General features: G+C 66.0%; 14 protein-coding genes. 7 read left to right on the forward strand and 7 right to left on the reverse strand.

Going from position 1 to position 14,354, the window contains the following annotated elements:
* The first annotated feature begins 188 nt into the window (after window positions 1-188).
* Complete coding sequence (locus BZF59_RS14755; RefSeq protein WP_086608983.1) at window positions 189-761, forward strand: hypothetical protein; 573 nt, start codon at window positions 189-191, stop codon at window positions 759-761.
* 23 nt (window positions 762-784) lie between these two features.
* Here BZF59_RS14755 and BZF59_RS14760 read toward each other — a convergent pair whose 3' ends face one another.
* The 6 genes from BZF59_RS14760 to BZF59_RS14785 form a co-directional block, all read right to left on the reverse strand.
* Window positions 785-1,660, reverse strand: a complete 876-nt coding sequence (locus tag BZF59_RS14760) for a hypothetical protein (protein ID WP_086608984.1) — start codon at window positions 1,658-1,660, stop codon at window positions 785-787.
* A 4-nt stretch (window positions 1,661-1,664) separates the two neighbouring features.
* Entirely contained in the window at window positions 1,665-2,006 is a 342-nt protein-coding gene (locus tag BZF59_RS14765; RefSeq protein ID WP_158094335.1) for a hypothetical protein, read from the reverse strand.
* Window positions 2,007-2,110: 104 nt separating this feature from the next.
* Window positions 2,111-2,746 carry a glutathione S-transferase family protein gene (locus BZF59_RS14770; RefSeq protein ID WP_086608986.1) on the reverse strand — a complete coding sequence of 212 codons (636 nt, stop codon included), beginning with the start codon at window positions 2,744-2,746 and terminating at the stop codon, window positions 2,111-2,113.
* Between the two features lie 14 nt (window positions 2,747-2,760).
* On the reverse strand, window positions 2,761-4,317 hold the full coding sequence (locus BZF59_RS14775; protein WP_086608987.1) for a cryptochrome/photolyase family protein: 1,557 nt from the start codon (window positions 4,315-4,317) through the stop codon (window positions 2,761-2,763).
* 302 nt (window positions 4,318-4,619) lie between these two features.
* Entirely contained in the window at window positions 4,620-6,128 is a 1,509-nt protein-coding gene (locus BZF59_RS14780; RefSeq protein WP_086608988.1) for a hypothetical protein, read from the reverse strand.
* Between the two features lie 43 nt (window positions 6,129-6,171).
* The gene (locus tag BZF59_RS14785) at window positions 6,172-8,337 is read right to left on the reverse strand and encodes a primosomal protein N' (protein WP_086608989.1); all 2,166 of its coding nucleotides are present in this window, start codon (window positions 8,335-8,337) and stop codon (window positions 6,172-6,174) included.
* A gap of 55 nt (window positions 8,338-8,392) precedes the next feature.
* On the opposite strand from BZF59_RS14785, the gene BZF59_RS14790 reads away from it, so the two are divergent.
* On the forward strand, window positions 8,393-9,088 hold the full coding sequence (locus tag BZF59_RS14790) for a DUF4197 domain-containing protein (RefSeq protein ID WP_086608990.1): 696 nt from the start codon (window positions 8,393-8,395) through the stop codon (window positions 9,086-9,088).
* On the opposite strand, the gene BZF59_RS14795 is transcribed toward BZF59_RS14790, so the two are convergent.
* A complete protein-coding gene (locus BZF59_RS14795; protein WP_086608991.1) occupies window positions 9,085-9,741 on the reverse strand; it encodes a DUF2490 domain-containing protein in 657 nt (218 codons plus the stop codon). The genes BZF59_RS14790 and BZF59_RS14795 overlap by 4 nt on opposite strands.
* Before the next feature lie 59 nt (window positions 9,742-9,800).
* On the opposite strand from BZF59_RS14795, the gene fsa reads away from it, so the two are divergent.
* The 5 genes from fsa (at window position 9,801) to BZF59_RS14820 (ending at window position 14,281) form a co-directional block, all read left to right on the forward strand.
* Entirely contained in the window at window positions 9,801-10,454 is a 654-nt protein-coding gene (gene fsa, locus BZF59_RS14800; RefSeq protein ID WP_086608992.1) for a fructose-6-phosphate aldolase, read from the forward strand.
* Window positions 10,455-10,457: 3 nt separating this feature from the next.
* Window positions 10,458-12,311, forward strand: a complete 1,854-nt coding sequence (gene cobT, locus BZF59_RS14805; protein WP_086608993.1) for a cobaltochelatase subunit CobT — start codon at window positions 10,458-10,460, stop codon at window positions 12,309-12,311.
* Window positions 12,312-12,381: 70 nt separating this feature from the next.
* On the forward strand, window positions 12,382-13,017 hold the full coding sequence (locus BZF59_RS14810) for a hypothetical protein (protein ID WP_086608994.1): 636 nt from the start codon (window positions 12,382-12,384) through the stop codon (window positions 13,015-13,017).
* Window positions 13,014-13,511: a hypothetical protein gene (locus BZF59_RS14815; RefSeq protein ID WP_086608995.1), complete on the forward strand. Its 498-nt coding sequence runs from the start codon at window positions 13,014-13,016 to the stop codon at window positions 13,509-13,511. Before BZF59_RS14810 ends, BZF59_RS14815 begins: the two co-directional genes overlap by 4 nt.
* Window positions 13,512-13,621: 110 nt before the next feature.
* On the forward strand, window positions 13,622-14,281 hold the full coding sequence (locus tag BZF59_RS14820) for a nitroreductase (RefSeq protein ID WP_086608996.1): 660 nt from the start codon (window positions 13,622-13,624) through the stop codon (window positions 14,279-14,281).
* Window positions 14,282-14,354: the final 73 nt, after the last annotated feature.

The raw sequence follows: 14,354 nt of genomic DNA on the forward strand, positions 1-14,354 counted from the left end.
TGTTGCATGTGTCTCGCGCCGCAGACGGGCCTGCGCGCTTCTTGCCAACCCAAGGGATTTGCGCGTGGCGCTGTTCCGTTTTGTCAGCCGAACCGACGCCTGCGCGCGATAACCCGCGCCCGGTGCCGCGATCTTTCTGCTGCCCGGCGGGGGTTGTCCGCCATCGCGGCGGCGCTATAACGCGTTGAATGATCGACACTCCGCCCGAACCGCCCGCCGCGCAGGAACAGCTCATCGAGAGCAAGCTGATCGGCTGCGGGCTGAAGGCCGAGGGCTTCTCCGTCCGCTACGAGGATTATCTCCAGAGCATCGAAGTGAGGATCACACCGGCGGCAGGCGCGACGCCGGAGCATTTCGGCTGCATCAAGGAGGCCGCCTTCCCCGAAATCGTCACCTTCGAAGACGGCCCGATGTTCGCGCAATACAATGAATACATTGGGGAACTTTATCGACCACAAATTCTCGCCGGAGCGCAGACCGCGCTGGCGGAGCAGGGGTTGCTGGAGAATTTCCCCGCGCGCGAGGATTACAGCACACCTGCCGACTACGCCCGCGCGCTTGAGGCCCATGCGGGTTTTGCACCGGGCACCATGCTGCGGTTCGAGGGCGACAAGACCTTGGTCTTCAGCCCGGCGAACAACGACATGCTCGCCGAGGCAGACTACGAGCGGTTTGCGGTGCTGCTGAACGTGATAATATTCGCCTCGGCGCGGGACGGGTTCACGTTCGGGTTCACCGGCAACGACAAATATCGCGAGTAGCGCGCGCCCCGCCCCGCCGCCGCCTACTGCCCGTAGCGATCCAGCACCCGGCACGAGGTGTAGCTTTTGCCTTCCAGCCCCTGCGGCGCGACATTGGTGCACTTCACACCAGTGCCCCAGCGTTCCGCCGACCGCACGGCGGTGCTTTCCATCTCGCGCCGCCTCTCGGCCTGCACCCGCCCGGCCCAGGCCTGCGCGTCACGCTCGTTGAACCGCATCACCCGCAAGCGCCGTTGGTATTCCTCGGTCACCAACCGGGTGGCGGGCGGATTATATTGCCAGAAGGGATCGGTGATCATCGCCACGATGGCCGGATCGCTCAGCGCCTGCACACCGGATTTGCCCAGTTCGACCACCAGCTCGCCGAGGTATTCGCCTTCGGGAATCGGCGGCCCCATCCTGCCCTTGCCGCCCGGATAGCGATCGACGATGTAATCGGCGATCAGGCGCGGGTTGCGGTTGGTGGCGAAATGCTGCCGCAGGAAGGCGACGTCGATCTCGGCCCCCGGCGCTCCCGACTGGCCGCCCTGCGCTGCAAGGCGCTGCTCTTCACGTTCGATCGCCCGGAATTCGCATTGCATCGCCGTATCGAAGATCAATTGTTCCGCATCGAACTCGGACAACCCGGCGGTGACATTGTCGAACTCTGCCGTGGCCCATTTGCGCGCCACTTCGCGCGAAATCCCCTCTTCGCGCTCCATCGTCAGGAATTCCTCGAACAGCACATCGCTGCTGAACCGCAGAGGTTCTCCGTTATCCTCTGAGAATTGCATCGCAGAGGCGCACAGCAGGATGTTGTTGGCGCGATCCTGCGGCGATCCGCCGCCGTCATTGGCCGATACGGCTGCGAAGGGCGCAGCCAGTATCAGGGCCACGCCGAAAGGTCGGATGCCGCGCATCGACTTACAGCTGCGCATCGCAATCGCGGGCGCGCTGGATCAGGCCGCGCAGGGCCTGTTCCGATCCCAGCTTGCGTTCACGCACCTTGTATTTGGCGCGGGCCTCGGCATCATAGCGCGCCGGGTCGATCTGAAGCTTGACGCCCATGCCCGCCTTGGCCTGATCCCAGGTCGCTGCGGAGTTGTTGAGCCTTACGCCGTTCCCTTCGGCGACCCTGACAACGTAAGCACATTCGGCAACCAGCCGCATCATCTTCTCGTCATCCTTGCTGGCGGCCGCGCCCGCAGAAGGCACAGACATGCAAAGGCTGAAAGAGACGACAGTGAACAGAGCGGAACGGATCATGGCTTTACCCCCGGAGTGAGACATCAACTCCCGGACCAATAGGGCATTTCCTGCCGCCTGTGCGTGACAAGTCCTGTTAGGTTTGCGCCCGAAGCTGCGCGCCCTCAATCCAGCTTGGGCGGCATCCCCGGTTCGCACTTGGCCATCGCGCGTTGGTAAGCGGGACGCTCGCCGATGCGCTTCAGATAGGCCTGCAGATTGGGCAGGTGGTCGATGGCCATCCCGCTCATCGCGCGGCTGGTGGTGAGCTGGAAGCCCATCATGATGTCGGCGGTGGTCAGCTGCTTGCCCCCGAAATAGTCCGCCTCGCCCAGCCGCTTTTCGACGATCGCCCAGCCTTTCTGCACCCGGTCGGCGACGAAGGGCGGGAGCTCCTTTGCCCCCATGAACTGCGCCACCAGCGCCATCATGCCGTTGGTCATGAAGGTCGCATTGGCCCAGTGGAGGTAGAACAGGTGGTCGGCATAATCGGGGTGATCGGGGCCGGGCACCAGAGGCGTATCGGGCGCATATTTCGCCACGATGTAATCGATGATCGCCCCGCTTTCGCCCAGTACCATGTCGCCGTCGGTGATGACCGGGGCAATGCCCATCGGGTGCAGCGCCTTGTATTCGTCAGGCGCCAAGCGGTTGTCGGTGCGGCGGGTGTAGAGCTTGCACTCGTAATCGAGCCCCAGCTCCTCGGCCAGCCAGACGATGCGTTCGGATTGCGACAGGCGCAGGTGGTGGATGGTTAGCATGGCTCTTCTCCCGATCAGTTTCTGGCCCAGCCTTCGCGCGCAGGCTCAAGGCTGTCGAGGAATTTTTCCGCGCTCTCCAGATATTCGCCCTGCTTCGCCTCGCCCATGCGATCCCATGTCGCATAGATGCGCCCGATGCGGTGGTTGCTTTCCAGCCGGTTGCGATTCCGGTCCATGAAGTGCCAGTAGAGCGGGTTGAAGGGGCAGGCGCCGTCGCCGGTTTTCTTCGAGACCTTGTAACGGCACTTGCCGCAGTAATCGGACATCTTGTTGATGTAATTGCCGCTTGCCGCATAGGGCTTGGTCGCGAGCCTGCCGTCGTCGGCATAGAGGATCATGCCGGCGACATTCGGCAGCTCCACCCACTCAAAGGCATCGGCATAGACCGCGAGATACCAGTCGGCGACCTGCTTGGGGTCGACGCCCGCGATCAGGCAGAAATTGCCCAGCACCATCAGCCGCTGGATGTGGTGCGCATGGGCATCCTCGCACGTGGTGCGGATGCAATCGGCGAGGCAGCGCATGTCTGTCTCGCCCGTCCAGAAGAATTCCGGGAGCGGCCGGGTCGCGCCCAATTCATTGGCTTCGGCCAGCCCCGGCATCTGGTGCCAGTAGAACCCGCGCACATATTCGCGCCACCCGATGATCTGGCGGATGAAGCCCTCTACGGAATTGAGCGGAGCCGTGCCCTTTTTGTAGGCAGCCTCGGCGCGCTCGCACAGTTCGAGCGGGAGCAGCAGGCCGATATTGATGCTGGTAGAGAGCATCGAATGATAGAGATCGTCCTCCCCATGCACCATCGCGTCCTGATAGGGCCCGAATTTCTCGATCCGCTTGGCGAAGAAGGCGTCGGCGGCCTCAAGCGCCTGTTCGCGCGTCACGGGCCAGCCGAAGGGCTCGAGGTCGCCAAAGTGGTCGGCGAAGCGCTTGCCGACAAGGTCGATGACCTCTTGCGTGATGGCGTCGGGTTCGAACTTGGGCGCAGGCGGCGGGTTCATCCCCTCCTTGGGCGGTTCGCGGTTTTCGGCGTCGTAATTCCAGTCGCCGCCGACGGGCTTGTCGCCTTCCATCAGCAGCCCGGTCTTGCGGCGCATTGCGCGGTAGAAATACTCCATCGTCAGGTGCTTGCGCCCCTCGGCGAAGTCGCGGAACTCGGCATGGGTGGCGATGAAGCGGGTGTCGGGGCAGATCGTGACCGGGCAGGGCAAGCGGTCTGCCCATTCCTCCATCGCCTGCTGCACCCGCCATTCGCCACTTTCGGTGACTCGGATCTCGCACGGATCACGGCGTTCGGCGGCGCGGGCAACTTCGCCGGTGAAGCTGCCTGTGTTGTCGGGGTCGCCAAGCTTCACGTAATCGACCGTGAACCCCTCGGCGCGCAATTCATCCGCGAAGTGGCGCATTGCCGAAAAAATGAGCACGATCTTCTGCTTGTGGTGCTTCACGTAGGTCGCCTCGTCCCACACCTCCATCATCAGGACAACGGTGTTGCCGGGGTCGCGGCCTTCGAGGCTGGAGAGCGAACGCGACAGCTGGTCGCCGAGGATCGGCACGAGAACGGGAGAGGTCATAGGCAGGGTTACGCGCGAGCGCCCGGTTGGTTTCTAGAGCACTTACCGACCAATCCGGGTCACCCTGACGGAGCCGATTTGGGCCCAGAGCAAGGAACGACGAGCGAGCCATGCCGAAGCATAGTGAGCGAGGAGAGACGCCGCGCTGGGCCCAAATCGGCCCGCCCCATGGGAGGTCGCGTCAGGAAGTCCGCTGGCTTCGTCGCGGCCCTTGCAGGGGCAACCAGCCCCTGCTGCGCGCCACTCCTGTCCAGCGGACTTCCTGACGCGATCAGGGCGATCCGGATTGGTCGGAAAGTGCTCTAGCGCGCTTCCTCCAGCGCGCGCGTGGCGGCTTCGGCGAATTCGGGGTGGTTGAGCATCGAGGTCAGCAGCATCCGCGCCACATCGCCCTTGCCCGCGCGGGCTAGCGCGACCGCATAGGCATAGCGGAAATCGGCCACCCCCGCATTGGCGACAAAGGCGCGGCCCAGCCGATCCAGCGCGGTATCGGGCGGGGTGAGACCCTGCTCGATCCACGACTGGTAGGACAGCGCGGCAGCGAGCGGGTGCGCCTGCGGATCGGCGGCGAGCGGTTCGAGCAGCGCGCGCACCGCGTCCCACTCGTCCGGCGCAGGCTCTTCGCCTGCGCGCACCAGCCGCCCGAGCATGATCTCCGCCTTCAATCGCCGCGCCTGCGCGTGATCGGCATCGAGCGCCAGCGCCTGGTTGACCGCGCGCCACGCCTCGGCATCGGAATAGCGATTGGCGGTCACGATCAGCTCGCCATTGGCGAAGCCGAACCCGCGCATCAGCGGTAGCCCGCCAAAATCGGCGGCCTGCACGCGGGCGAATTCGGCGGCGGCATATTCGTACCAGACGGGCGCGCTGTCGGGGAATTGGCCGGTGAGCGTGGCGAGCTTGCCCGACACCGCCTCGCGCCGCTCATCGAGCAGGCGTTCGATCCGCACCTCGACCAGCGCGGCCGCATCTGCCGACATCGGCGTGATGCTGACCGCGGCGGGCGCGCGGGCGGGGAGCGTCACGCGGCGCATCGGTACGGTGCGCGCACTTTTGCGGCGAGAAATCACCTTGGCGAGAGCCTCGGGATCGCCCAGCGTCTCGCCCGCCACCTCCATCGGCGCGCCCGAGACATAGGCGTCGAGGTAGCGCGCCAGCACCCCGCGCTGTTCGGGCTCGATCAGCAGCGGCGCGACCATCGCGGCGCTGGTCTGGTAGAAGCGGTCGAAGGCGGCCTGATCGTCCGGGCTCGTCCGGGCGGCGAGCGCCATGCGCAGGTCGGGGACCGCGATATTCCGGCGCCGCTCGATCGCAGGCGGAGGTTCGCCGAGGATGAAATCGCCGTTTTCGTCGCGCCAGGTGGTGCGGAAGAAATCGCTGAAGCCGAAACGCACCCACACAGGGTGGGGGCGGAAAAACTTGTGGCTGAGGTGGTAGCCGCCGAGGTAGAACAGCAGGTCGCCGGCGCGGCGCTTTGGCTCCCGCCCGTAATCATAGGCGACATAGGCCACCGGAACCTCGGCGCCGCCCGCACCCACGCCGCTCAGCTTGAGGTTGGTCACCCGGCTCACTTCGCTGGCGTTGGCGGCGAGATAGAGCTCCAGCTTGCGGCCCGGCGTGGTTTCGCCCGGAAGGACGATATCGAGCACTTCGCCGAAATCCTCGAGATATTGCACCAGCGCGCCGAGATCTGCCTCGTTCATTTGGGCGTGGACCACATAATGCTCGCTTTCTGCGCGCAGCCATTCGGCGGCGCTGGCGGGCAGGGCGAGGCAGAGGGCGATCAGCAGAACGGTGAGGCGATGGATCATCACGCCCACGATAGCGGCGGCCAAGCCTCTGTAAAGCCGCCGGTCAGACGAAGGAGTAGGGGTCGATATCCACCCCCACGCGCACGCCGGGGGCGAAGTTCATCGCCCCGATCCAGTCGCGCAAGGCGGCCTGAAGATTGGCGCTGCGCTTGGCATTCACCAGAAAGCGGTAACGATAGCGCCCGCGCAGCAGCGCCAGCGGGGCCGGGGCAGGGCCGAGGATCTGCACGTCGTCGAGCCGCGGACGGACATCGCCAAGCCGCTGTGCAGCCTCGCGCGCTTCCTTTTCGTCCTCGCTCGACAGGATGATCGCAGCCCAGCGCCCAAACGGGGGTGCGCCCGCATCGCGGCGGCCTTGCGTTTCGGCGGCGTAGAAGCCGTCGCGGTCGCCGCTCGCGAGTGCGGCGATCACGGGGGCATCGGGGTGGCGGGTCTGGATCAGCACCTCGCCCGGCTTGGCCCCGCGCCCGGCGCGCCCCGCGACCTGTGCGATCTGCGAGAAGGTGCGTTCGCCCGCGCGCAGGTCTCCGCCCTCAAGGCCCAAGTCAGCGTCGACCACCCCCACCAGCGTCAGCTCGGGGAAGTGAAAGCCCTTGGTGACCAGCTGCGTGCCGATGATGATGTCGATCGCCTTGCCCTCGGCCTTGGCGATGAACTCCGCCGCACGGTCGGGGGTGTTGAGCGTATCCGAGGTGGCGACCGCGACCCGCGCTTCGGGGAAGAGGTCGGCAACTTCCGCCGCGATTCGCTCCACGCCGGGGCCGCAGGCGACCAGGCAGTCGCTCTCGCCGCATTCGGGGCAGGCATCGGGCACCCGCGTCTCGAAGCCGCAATGGTGGCAGGCGAGGCGGGCGGACAGGCGGTGCTCGACCAGCCACGCGCTGCACGAGGGGCATTTGAAGCGGTGCCCGCAATTGCGGCACAAAGTAAGCGGCGCATAGCCGCGGCGGTTGAGAAACAGCAGCGACTGCTCCCCCTTGTCCAGCCGGTCGCGCAAGGCATCGATCAGCGGCCCGGCAAGCCAGCGCTGGCTGCCCGGCTTTTCTTCGGTGAGATTGACCAGCCGCACGTCAGGCAGGCTCGCCCCGCCGAAACGGGCGGGTAGGTCGAGCTTCTGATAGACCCCGATTTCCGCCATGTGCAGGCTTTCCAGCGCGGGCGTGGCGCTGGCCAGCACCACCGGCACGCCCTCGAACCGCGCACGCATCACCGCCACGTCGCGGGCATTGTAGCGCACGCCGTCATCCTGCTTGAAGCTGATCTCGTGCGCCTCGTCGACGACGATCAGGCCGAGATTGGCATAGGGCAGGAACAGCGCCGAACGCGCGCCGACCACGACCTGCGCCTCTCCCTGTGCGATCGCCCGCCAAGCCCGCCGCCGCTCGGTCGATTTCAGCGAGGAGTGCCACAGCACCGGCTTGGCCCCGAACCGCGCCGCGAACCGCGCGAGGAAATTTTCGGTGAGCGCGATTTCGGGGAGCAGCACCAGCACCTGCTTGCCCGAACGGATCGCCTCGGCGACGGGTTCAAAATAGGTCTCGGTCTTGCCCGATCCGGTCACCCCGTCGATGAGGAACGGCGCAAACGCCCGCGCGCGCACCGCCTCAACCAATGTCCCTGCCACCGCCGCTTGCGCTTCGGAGAGGTCGGGCTGGTGAAAATCGGGATCGGCAGGTGGGTAGGGGCGGTCGATGTTCACCGTGACCGGCTCGATCACCCCTTGGTTGGCAAGGCCGCGCAGCACGCCTTCCGAGACCCCGGCAATCCCCGCCAACTCGCGCATCGTCCCCTGTTCGCCCGCCAGCGCCTCGATCGCGGCGAGGCGCTGTGCGGTCATGCGTTCGGGGACGCCGCCGGTGAGGCGGTATTCAGTCATCGTTGCCGGCCCGCCCAAGGCCCCGCCGCTCGAGAGCGCCATGCGCGCGACCGCGGCCAGCGGCGCGCAATAATAGTCCGCCGTCCACTCGATCAGCCGCCGCAGCGGCGCGGGCAGGGGCGGCACGGGCAGCACCTCGAGAATCGGGCGCAGGCGCTCGAAAGCGATCTCGTCACCCGGCAGACGGCCTTCGTCCCACACGATTCCCGTCACCTTGCGTGGGCCCAGCGGTGCGATCACCACGCTTCCCGCAGGCGCGCGGGCGCCCTCGGGCAGGCGGTAATCCAGCGGGCCGAGCGCAGCGTTCAGGACAAGGAGGCGAACGCGGTTCATCTTGGGGTTATATGGGGAGAGGCATAGGACAAGGGCAAGCTTGGAGACCCGATCAATGACCGCAATTGTCACCGCCCGCCCCACCCGCCGCGCGCTGCTCTCCGGAGCGGCGGGCCTTGGCGCGATAGCCCTCTTGCCGGGCTGCGCCACCACCGGCGGGTTCAGCATGGTCGAAGCGGTGCGCCGCCTGCTGCTGCTGGCCAGCGAGAATGCTTTTGCGCGTCTGACCTCGCCTGGCGGGTTCTGGGATCAGCAAGTGGCAAAGCTAGGCCTCGCCAATCTGCTCGGAACGCGCGGCGATGTGCTCTCGCGCATCCTGACCTCGGGGCTGGTCAAGGATCAGCTGGAGGAACGCTTCGCCGAATATGCGATCGACGCCAGCTTCCGCGCCGCGCCGGTGGTGACCGATGCGATCCAACTGATCGGCTTCGAGAACGCGATCGATCTGGTGCGCGGCGGCCCGACCGCGGCGAGCAGCTATCTGCGCGGCGAAGTCGGCCCGGCGCTGGTCGATGCGATGGTGCCCGAACTCGGCCAGGCGATCCGGGTGAGCCGCGATCCGGTGATCGGCCAGTTGCTCGGCGCGCTCACCGGAGTCGATACGGCGGGCGTGGCGGACCGCTTCGGGCGCGCGGTCGACGATGCGATATGGGGCGAAATCGCGCGCGAGGAAGGTGCGATCCGAGCCAATCCCGAAAGCACCCGCGATCCGCTGCTGATCGGCGTATTCGGGCTCGGTCGCCAGATTTAGAACCGATAGGTCACCACTGTCTGGAACACGTGGCTGGTGCGGTTCGGCCGCTCGCCGCGTGGGAATTCCAGCAGCCAGTAGTTCCCGCCGATCTCAGCCTTGTCGCTCACCTTGTAGGCGACACCGGTAAGCGCGCGCCATTGCTCGGTCGATGTGCCTTGCCCGCGCTGGCGGCCCTGCAGCAGCCCGAGCCACTCGCCGCCCACCTGCGCGCGCCAGCCCTTGCCGAGCGGCTGGGTATATTGCACGCGTTGGCGCAGCCGCAGCTCGACCCGGTCGGCCCCGTCGACAAACCGTTCTTCCAGCCGGGTGCGGAATTCGAATCGGCCTTGCGTGAGCGTCACCTGCTGGTGCGGGCGAATCTCGGTCAGGCCGCCCGCTTCGAACACCGCTCCGCCGCCGCCGATCCGCACGCCCTCGGCCACGGTCTGCTCGATGGTGAAGCGCAGAGTCTGCTGCTCATCGCCGCGCGCTTCCTCGCGCCAGCGTTGGCTCGCATCGATGGTCAGGCGCGTGCCCTCGGCGATGTCACCGGTCAGGTTGAAGACATGCCACAATTGCACATCTTGATCCTGCGCCTGCGCTTTCGACGGTTGCCAAGCCGCCAGTGTGGCGGCAAGCAGCATCGCGAAACGCATGGGCATCCGTGTCATGCCCGTCCCCTAAGCCCAGCCATGCCCGCCGGCCATCGCAAAAATACTGGAGTGACCTGATGAAATTCTTCGTCGACACCGCCGAGATCGAACCGATCAAGGAACTCGCCGCCACCGGCCTGCTCGACGGGGTGACCACCAATCCCTCGCTGATCGCCAAGTCGGGCCGCGACTTCATGGAGGTGACCAAGGAAATCTGCGGGATCGTCGACGGTCCGGTCAGCGCCGAAGTGGTCGCGCTCGATCACGCGACGATGATGAAAGAGGCCGAAGTCCTCCGCAAGATCGCGGACAATGTCTGCATCAAGGTGCCGCTGACGGTCGATGGCCTCAAGACCTGCAAGGCGCTGACGGGTGAGGGCACAATGGTCAATGTCACGCTGTGCTTTTCGGCCAATCAGGCGCTGCTCGCGGCCAAGGCGGGGGCGAGTTTCATCTCGCCCTTTGTGGGCCGGCATGACGACAACGGCTTCGACGGGATGGACCTGATCGAGGATATCCGCCTGATTTACGACAACTACAACTTCGCCACCGAAATCCTCGTCGCCTCCGTGCGCCACACCACCCACGTGTTGCAGGCCGCCAAGATCGGCGCCGACGTGATGACCGCGCCGCCCAAGGTGATCCACGACCTGTTCAAGCACGTGCTGACCGACAAGGGGATCGAAGGCTTCATGGCCGACTGGGCCAAGACGGGGCAGAGCATCCTCTAAGCCATGGCCGACCAGTCCCCGCTCGATCTGTTCAAACAGGCGCTCACCGGCGCGAGCCGGGCGATTGCGCGCGATCCCGAGGTAGAGGTCGCGTGGAGCGCCGATGTGCCCGGCAGCGCGGGCAACCGCTTCCGCGTGCCGCTGCCGGGGCGCGATTTGCCGCAAGATCAGGTGACCGAGGCGCGCGGGTTTGCCGACTCGTTTGCCTTGAAACTGCGTCACCATGACGCGGCGCTCCACGCCAAGGCCGCGCCGCCGGAACCCATCGCGCGCGCCTGCTATGATGCGATCGAGCAGGTACGTTACGAGGCACTGGGCGCCAACCGCTTCGGCGGGATGAAGGCCAATCTCGACGCCGCGACCGAGTTGCGCACCGCGAGCGACAAGATCGTGCGCGCGCAGAATTCCTCCGAAGTCCCCTTGCAGACCGCGCTTGCCTTGCTGGTGCGTGAGGCGCTGACCGGCGAAGCGGTGCCGCAGAAGGCGCAGGGCGGCATTGAACTGGTACGCGACTTTCTCGAGGAGAAAGTCGGCGGCGACTTCACCGCTCTGGCCGAGACGGTTGGCGATCAGGAGGCTTTCCAGAAGCTCGCGCTCGACATGCTGCGCGAACTTGATCTCACCCGGCCGACCGAAGCCCCCGACGAAAGCGACTCCGACGAGGCCGACGACGAGGACGGCCCGGACGACAGCGAGGGCGAGGACGAGAATCAGGGCGAGGGCGACCCGCAGGCCGCCGAAATGGCCGGCGAAATGGCCGAGGGCGAAGGCGAGGGCGAGCAATCCTCCGACACCCAGGCCGACAGCGACATGGCCGAAGGCGAGCCCGGCGACGACAGCGACGCCGCCAATGCTCCCGTGCGCCCCAACCGCCCGCAAGCCGAAATCCCCGCGAGCGTCGACTACAAGGCCTTCACCACCCGCTTCGACGAGGAAGTCGCCGCGCCCGACCTGTGCGATTCCGAGGAACTGGATCGCCTGCGCGCCTATCTCGACAGCCAGCTGACCGGATTGCAGGGCGTGGTGACGCGCCTCGCCAACCGTTTGCAGCGCCGCTTGATGGCGCAGCAGAACCGCAGCTGGGACTTCGATCAGGAAGAGGGCGTGCTCGATGCCGCGCGCCTTGCCCGCGTGATCATCTCGCCCGGCACGGCGCTGTCCTACAAGGTCGAGCGCGATGTCGAGTTCAAGGACACGATTGTCACGCTGCTGATCGACAATTCCGGCTCGATGCGCGGGCGGCCGATCTCGATTGCCGCGATCAGCGCCGACATTCTGGCGCGCACGCTGGAGCGCTGCGGCGTGAAGACCGAAATCCTCGGCTTCACCACCCGCGCATGGAAGGGCGGGCAGTCCAGAGAGGCCTGGCTCGCCGATGGCAAGCCGCAAAACCCCGGCCGCCTCAACGATCTTCGCCACATCATTTACAAGCAGGCCGACGAGCCCTGGCGCCGCGCGCGCCGCAATCTCGGGCTGATGATGCGCGAGGGGTTGCTGAAGGAAAACATCGACGGCGAGGCGCTGATCTGGGCGCACAGCCGCCTGCTCTACCGCCCCGAAGAACGCCGCATCCTGATGGTGATCTCCGACGGCGCGCCGGTGGACGATTCGACGCTAAGCGTGAACTCGGCGGGCTATCTCGAAGCGCACCTGCGCAGCGTGATCGAGTGGATCGAGAAGGTCTCGCCGGTACAACTGGTCGCCATCGGTATCGGCCACGATGTCACGCGGTATTATCGCCGCGCGGTGACGATCATGGATGTCGAGCAACTGGGCGGGACGATCATGGAGCAACTTGCCGAGCTGTTCGAGGATGAGAAGGGCGTGAAGGGCCGGGGCGTTAGCCGCAGGGGATAGCCTTCAGAATCCCGATTGACCTCTTCGCAGACTTGCAGGATGTGTGCGCCTCTACCGGGGGTCGCAAACCATGTTGTCCGTTGCTCTTGCACTGCTTGCTCAGGCGGTTCCCGCCGATGCGCCTGAGGTGATCGCCGACGAGGCTCTCGCTGCCGAAGCATTGTCCGAGGCGGTCTCGGTTGAAGCCGCACCGGAACCCGCGCCTGCGCTTCTGCTTCCCAAGACCACGCCGCTCACCATCGTGATCGATGCCGAACTTGGCTCCAAGATCAGCGCCGCCGGGCAGAAATTCCCGATCCGCCTTGCCAGGCCCGTTGAGGTCGACGGGGTCGAGGCGCTTCCCGCCGGGATCAGCGGGGAGGGCGAGGTCGTCCACGCCAAGAAGGCGGGCCTTGCCGGGGCGGCGGGCGAGCTGGTGCTGGCGGCGCGCTATCTCGAGCATGACGGGCGCCGCATCGAGCTGCGCAGCTTCCGCTTTTTCGACGCGGGTGACGAGACGCTGTCCAAGGGGCAGGACAACACCGGCGTGTCCAACGTCACCACCGCGCTCGCCGGGCCGATCGGCTTTCTGATCGGCGGCGGCAACACCAATGTCCTGCCGGGCACGCTCGCCAGCGCCAAGACCCGCAACGACGAGACTTTCGAGCGTCCCGCGCAGGGCATTCCTGCCGGACAACCGCTCTCTAACGGGGAGGAAATGCCATGAAGAAATTGCTGACCGCTGCGGTGCTTGCCGCAGCATCGCCGCTCGTGCTGAGCGTCGCCGCACCGGCCGCGATGGCCGAGGACAAGGCCGACGCCCAGCTCGAAATTCCCGCGCCGCCGCCGGGCAAGGGGCAGGTGCTGTTCTACCGCACCGGCGGCCTCAGCGGCGCGGCGCTCGGCTGTGCGGTGTTCGATGTGGGGGCCGAGGACAAGCTCTCCTCGCTCGGCGCGGGCAAGTATTTCGTGCTCGTCTCCGATCCCGGCCCGCGCAGCTTCACCGTCAAGTCGCTCGAGACCAAGGACGCGCTGACGCTCGAGATCGAAGAGGGCGAGACCCAGTTCGTGCGCTGCAAGATCAAGACCGGCTTCATGTCGGGCCGCGCCGATATCGCGCCGAGCACCGAGAAGGAATTCCGCGAAAAGCACAAGAACCCCAAGATGGTCGATGCCGAGGACATGTCGGAAGCCGTGCGCCAGACCAACTATCCGGGCTGATCCTTTCTGAGCCTTGCGTGCGGGCCGCTAGCGATTATGTCGCTTGCGGCCCGTTTGCTTGTGCCTGAAGGCGCGCAGGGCATGACCCATTGCCAGCGAAAGACCTGTCCATGAACGTCACCGAAGCCGTCACCACCCGCCGCTCGATCCGCGCCTTTCTCGACAAGCCGGTCGATCTGGCGACGCTGACCCGGGTGATGGACACCGCGCGCTGGGCGGCTTCGGGGTGCAATTACCAGCCGTGGGAAGCGAGCATCGTGACCGGTCAGCCCTTGAAGGACTTGCAGGCGAAGATGATCGCGGAAGGGCCGAAAGCTGCCGAATATGACTGGGCGGCTCCGGGGCAGGAGGAGGCCTACAAGAAGCGGCTTGATGCGGTCTCGGCAGGGATGTTCGGGGCGATGGGGATCGCGCGCGATGATGGCGCGGGGCGCATGGCGGCGATGGCGCGCAACACCACCAGCTTCGATGCGCCTGCGGTGATGTTCGTCTACTTCCCGCGGCTGATGAAGGAGCCGCAGTGGTCGGATGTCGGCATGTGGCTGCAAACGGTGGCGCTGCTGCTGCGCGAGGAGGGGCTCGATTCCTGCTGGCAGGAATACATGGCGATCTTCGCGACGACGATCCGCGACTTCCTCGGCCTCGATCACGAGCGCTACATGCTCTTCTGCGGCATGGCGATCGGCTATCGTGACCCGGAGGCGCCAGTGAACAATTTCGAACGCCAGCGCGTGCCGCTGGAAGAGCACGTCAAGTTCATCGGGTTCTGATGCTTCCTGTCACCCCAGCGGAAGCTGGGGCCTAGGGCGGCGGCCTCGGCGCTTGCGGCTCTAGATCCCAGCT

Source organism: Erythrobacter donghaensis (assembly GCF_002155425.1).
In the GTDB taxonomy this organism is placed as follows: domain Bacteria; phylum Pseudomonadota; class Alphaproteobacteria; order Sphingomonadales; family Sphingomonadaceae; genus Erythrobacter; species Erythrobacter donghaensis.

Excerpts from the sequence above, each read along its gene's own strand:
- BZF59_RS14755 (WP_086608983.1), top strand. The coding sequence starts at position 189 with ATGATCGACACTCCGCCCGAACCGCCCGCCGCGCAGGAACAGCTCATC.
- BZF59_RS14760 (WP_086608984.1), bottom strand. The coding sequence starts at position 1,660 with ATGCGCGGCATCCGACCTTTCGGCGTGGCCCTGATACTGGCTGCGCCC.
- BZF59_RS14765 (WP_158094335.1), bottom strand. The coding sequence starts at position 2,006 with ATGATCCGTTCCGCTCTGTTCACTGTCGTCTCTTTCAGCCTTTGCATG.
- BZF59_RS14770 (WP_086608986.1), bottom strand. The coding sequence starts at position 2,746 with ATGCTAACCATCCACCACCTGCGCCTGTCGCAATCCGAACGCATCGTC.
- BZF59_RS14775 (WP_086608987.1), bottom strand. The coding sequence starts at position 4,317 with ATGACCTCTCCCGTTCTCGTGCCGATCCTCGGCGACCAGCTGTCGCGT.
- BZF59_RS14780 (WP_086608988.1), bottom strand. The coding sequence starts at position 6,128 with ATGATCCATCGCCTCACCGTTCTGCTGATCGCCCTCTGCCTCGCCCTG.
- BZF59_RS14785 (WP_086608989.1), bottom strand. The coding sequence starts at position 8,337 with ATGAACCGCGTTCGCCTCCTTGTCCTGAACGCTGCGCTCGGCCCGCTG.
- BZF59_RS14790 (WP_086608990.1), top strand. The coding sequence starts at position 8,393 with ATGACCGCAATTGTCACCGCCCGCCCCACCCGCCGCGCGCTGCTCTCC.
- BZF59_RS14795 (WP_086608991.1), bottom strand. The coding sequence starts at position 9,741 with ATGACACGGATGCCCATGCGTTTCGCGATGCTGCTTGCCGCCACACTG.
- fsa (WP_086608992.1), top strand. The coding sequence starts at position 9,801 with ATGAAATTCTTCGTCGACACCGCCGAGATCGAACCGATCAAGGAACTC.
- cobT (WP_086608993.1), top strand. The coding sequence starts at position 10,458 with ATGGCCGACCAGTCCCCGCTCGATCTGTTCAAACAGGCGCTCACCGGC.
- BZF59_RS14810 (WP_086608994.1), top strand. The coding sequence starts at position 12,382 with ATGTTGTCCGTTGCTCTTGCACTGCTTGCTCAGGCGGTTCCCGCCGAT.
- BZF59_RS14815 (WP_086608995.1), top strand. The coding sequence starts at position 13,014 with ATGAAGAAATTGCTGACCGCTGCGGTGCTTGCCGCAGCATCGCCGCTC.
- BZF59_RS14820 (WP_086608996.1), top strand. The coding sequence starts at position 13,622 with ATGAACGTCACCGAAGCCGTCACCACCCGCCGCTCGATCCGCGCCTTT.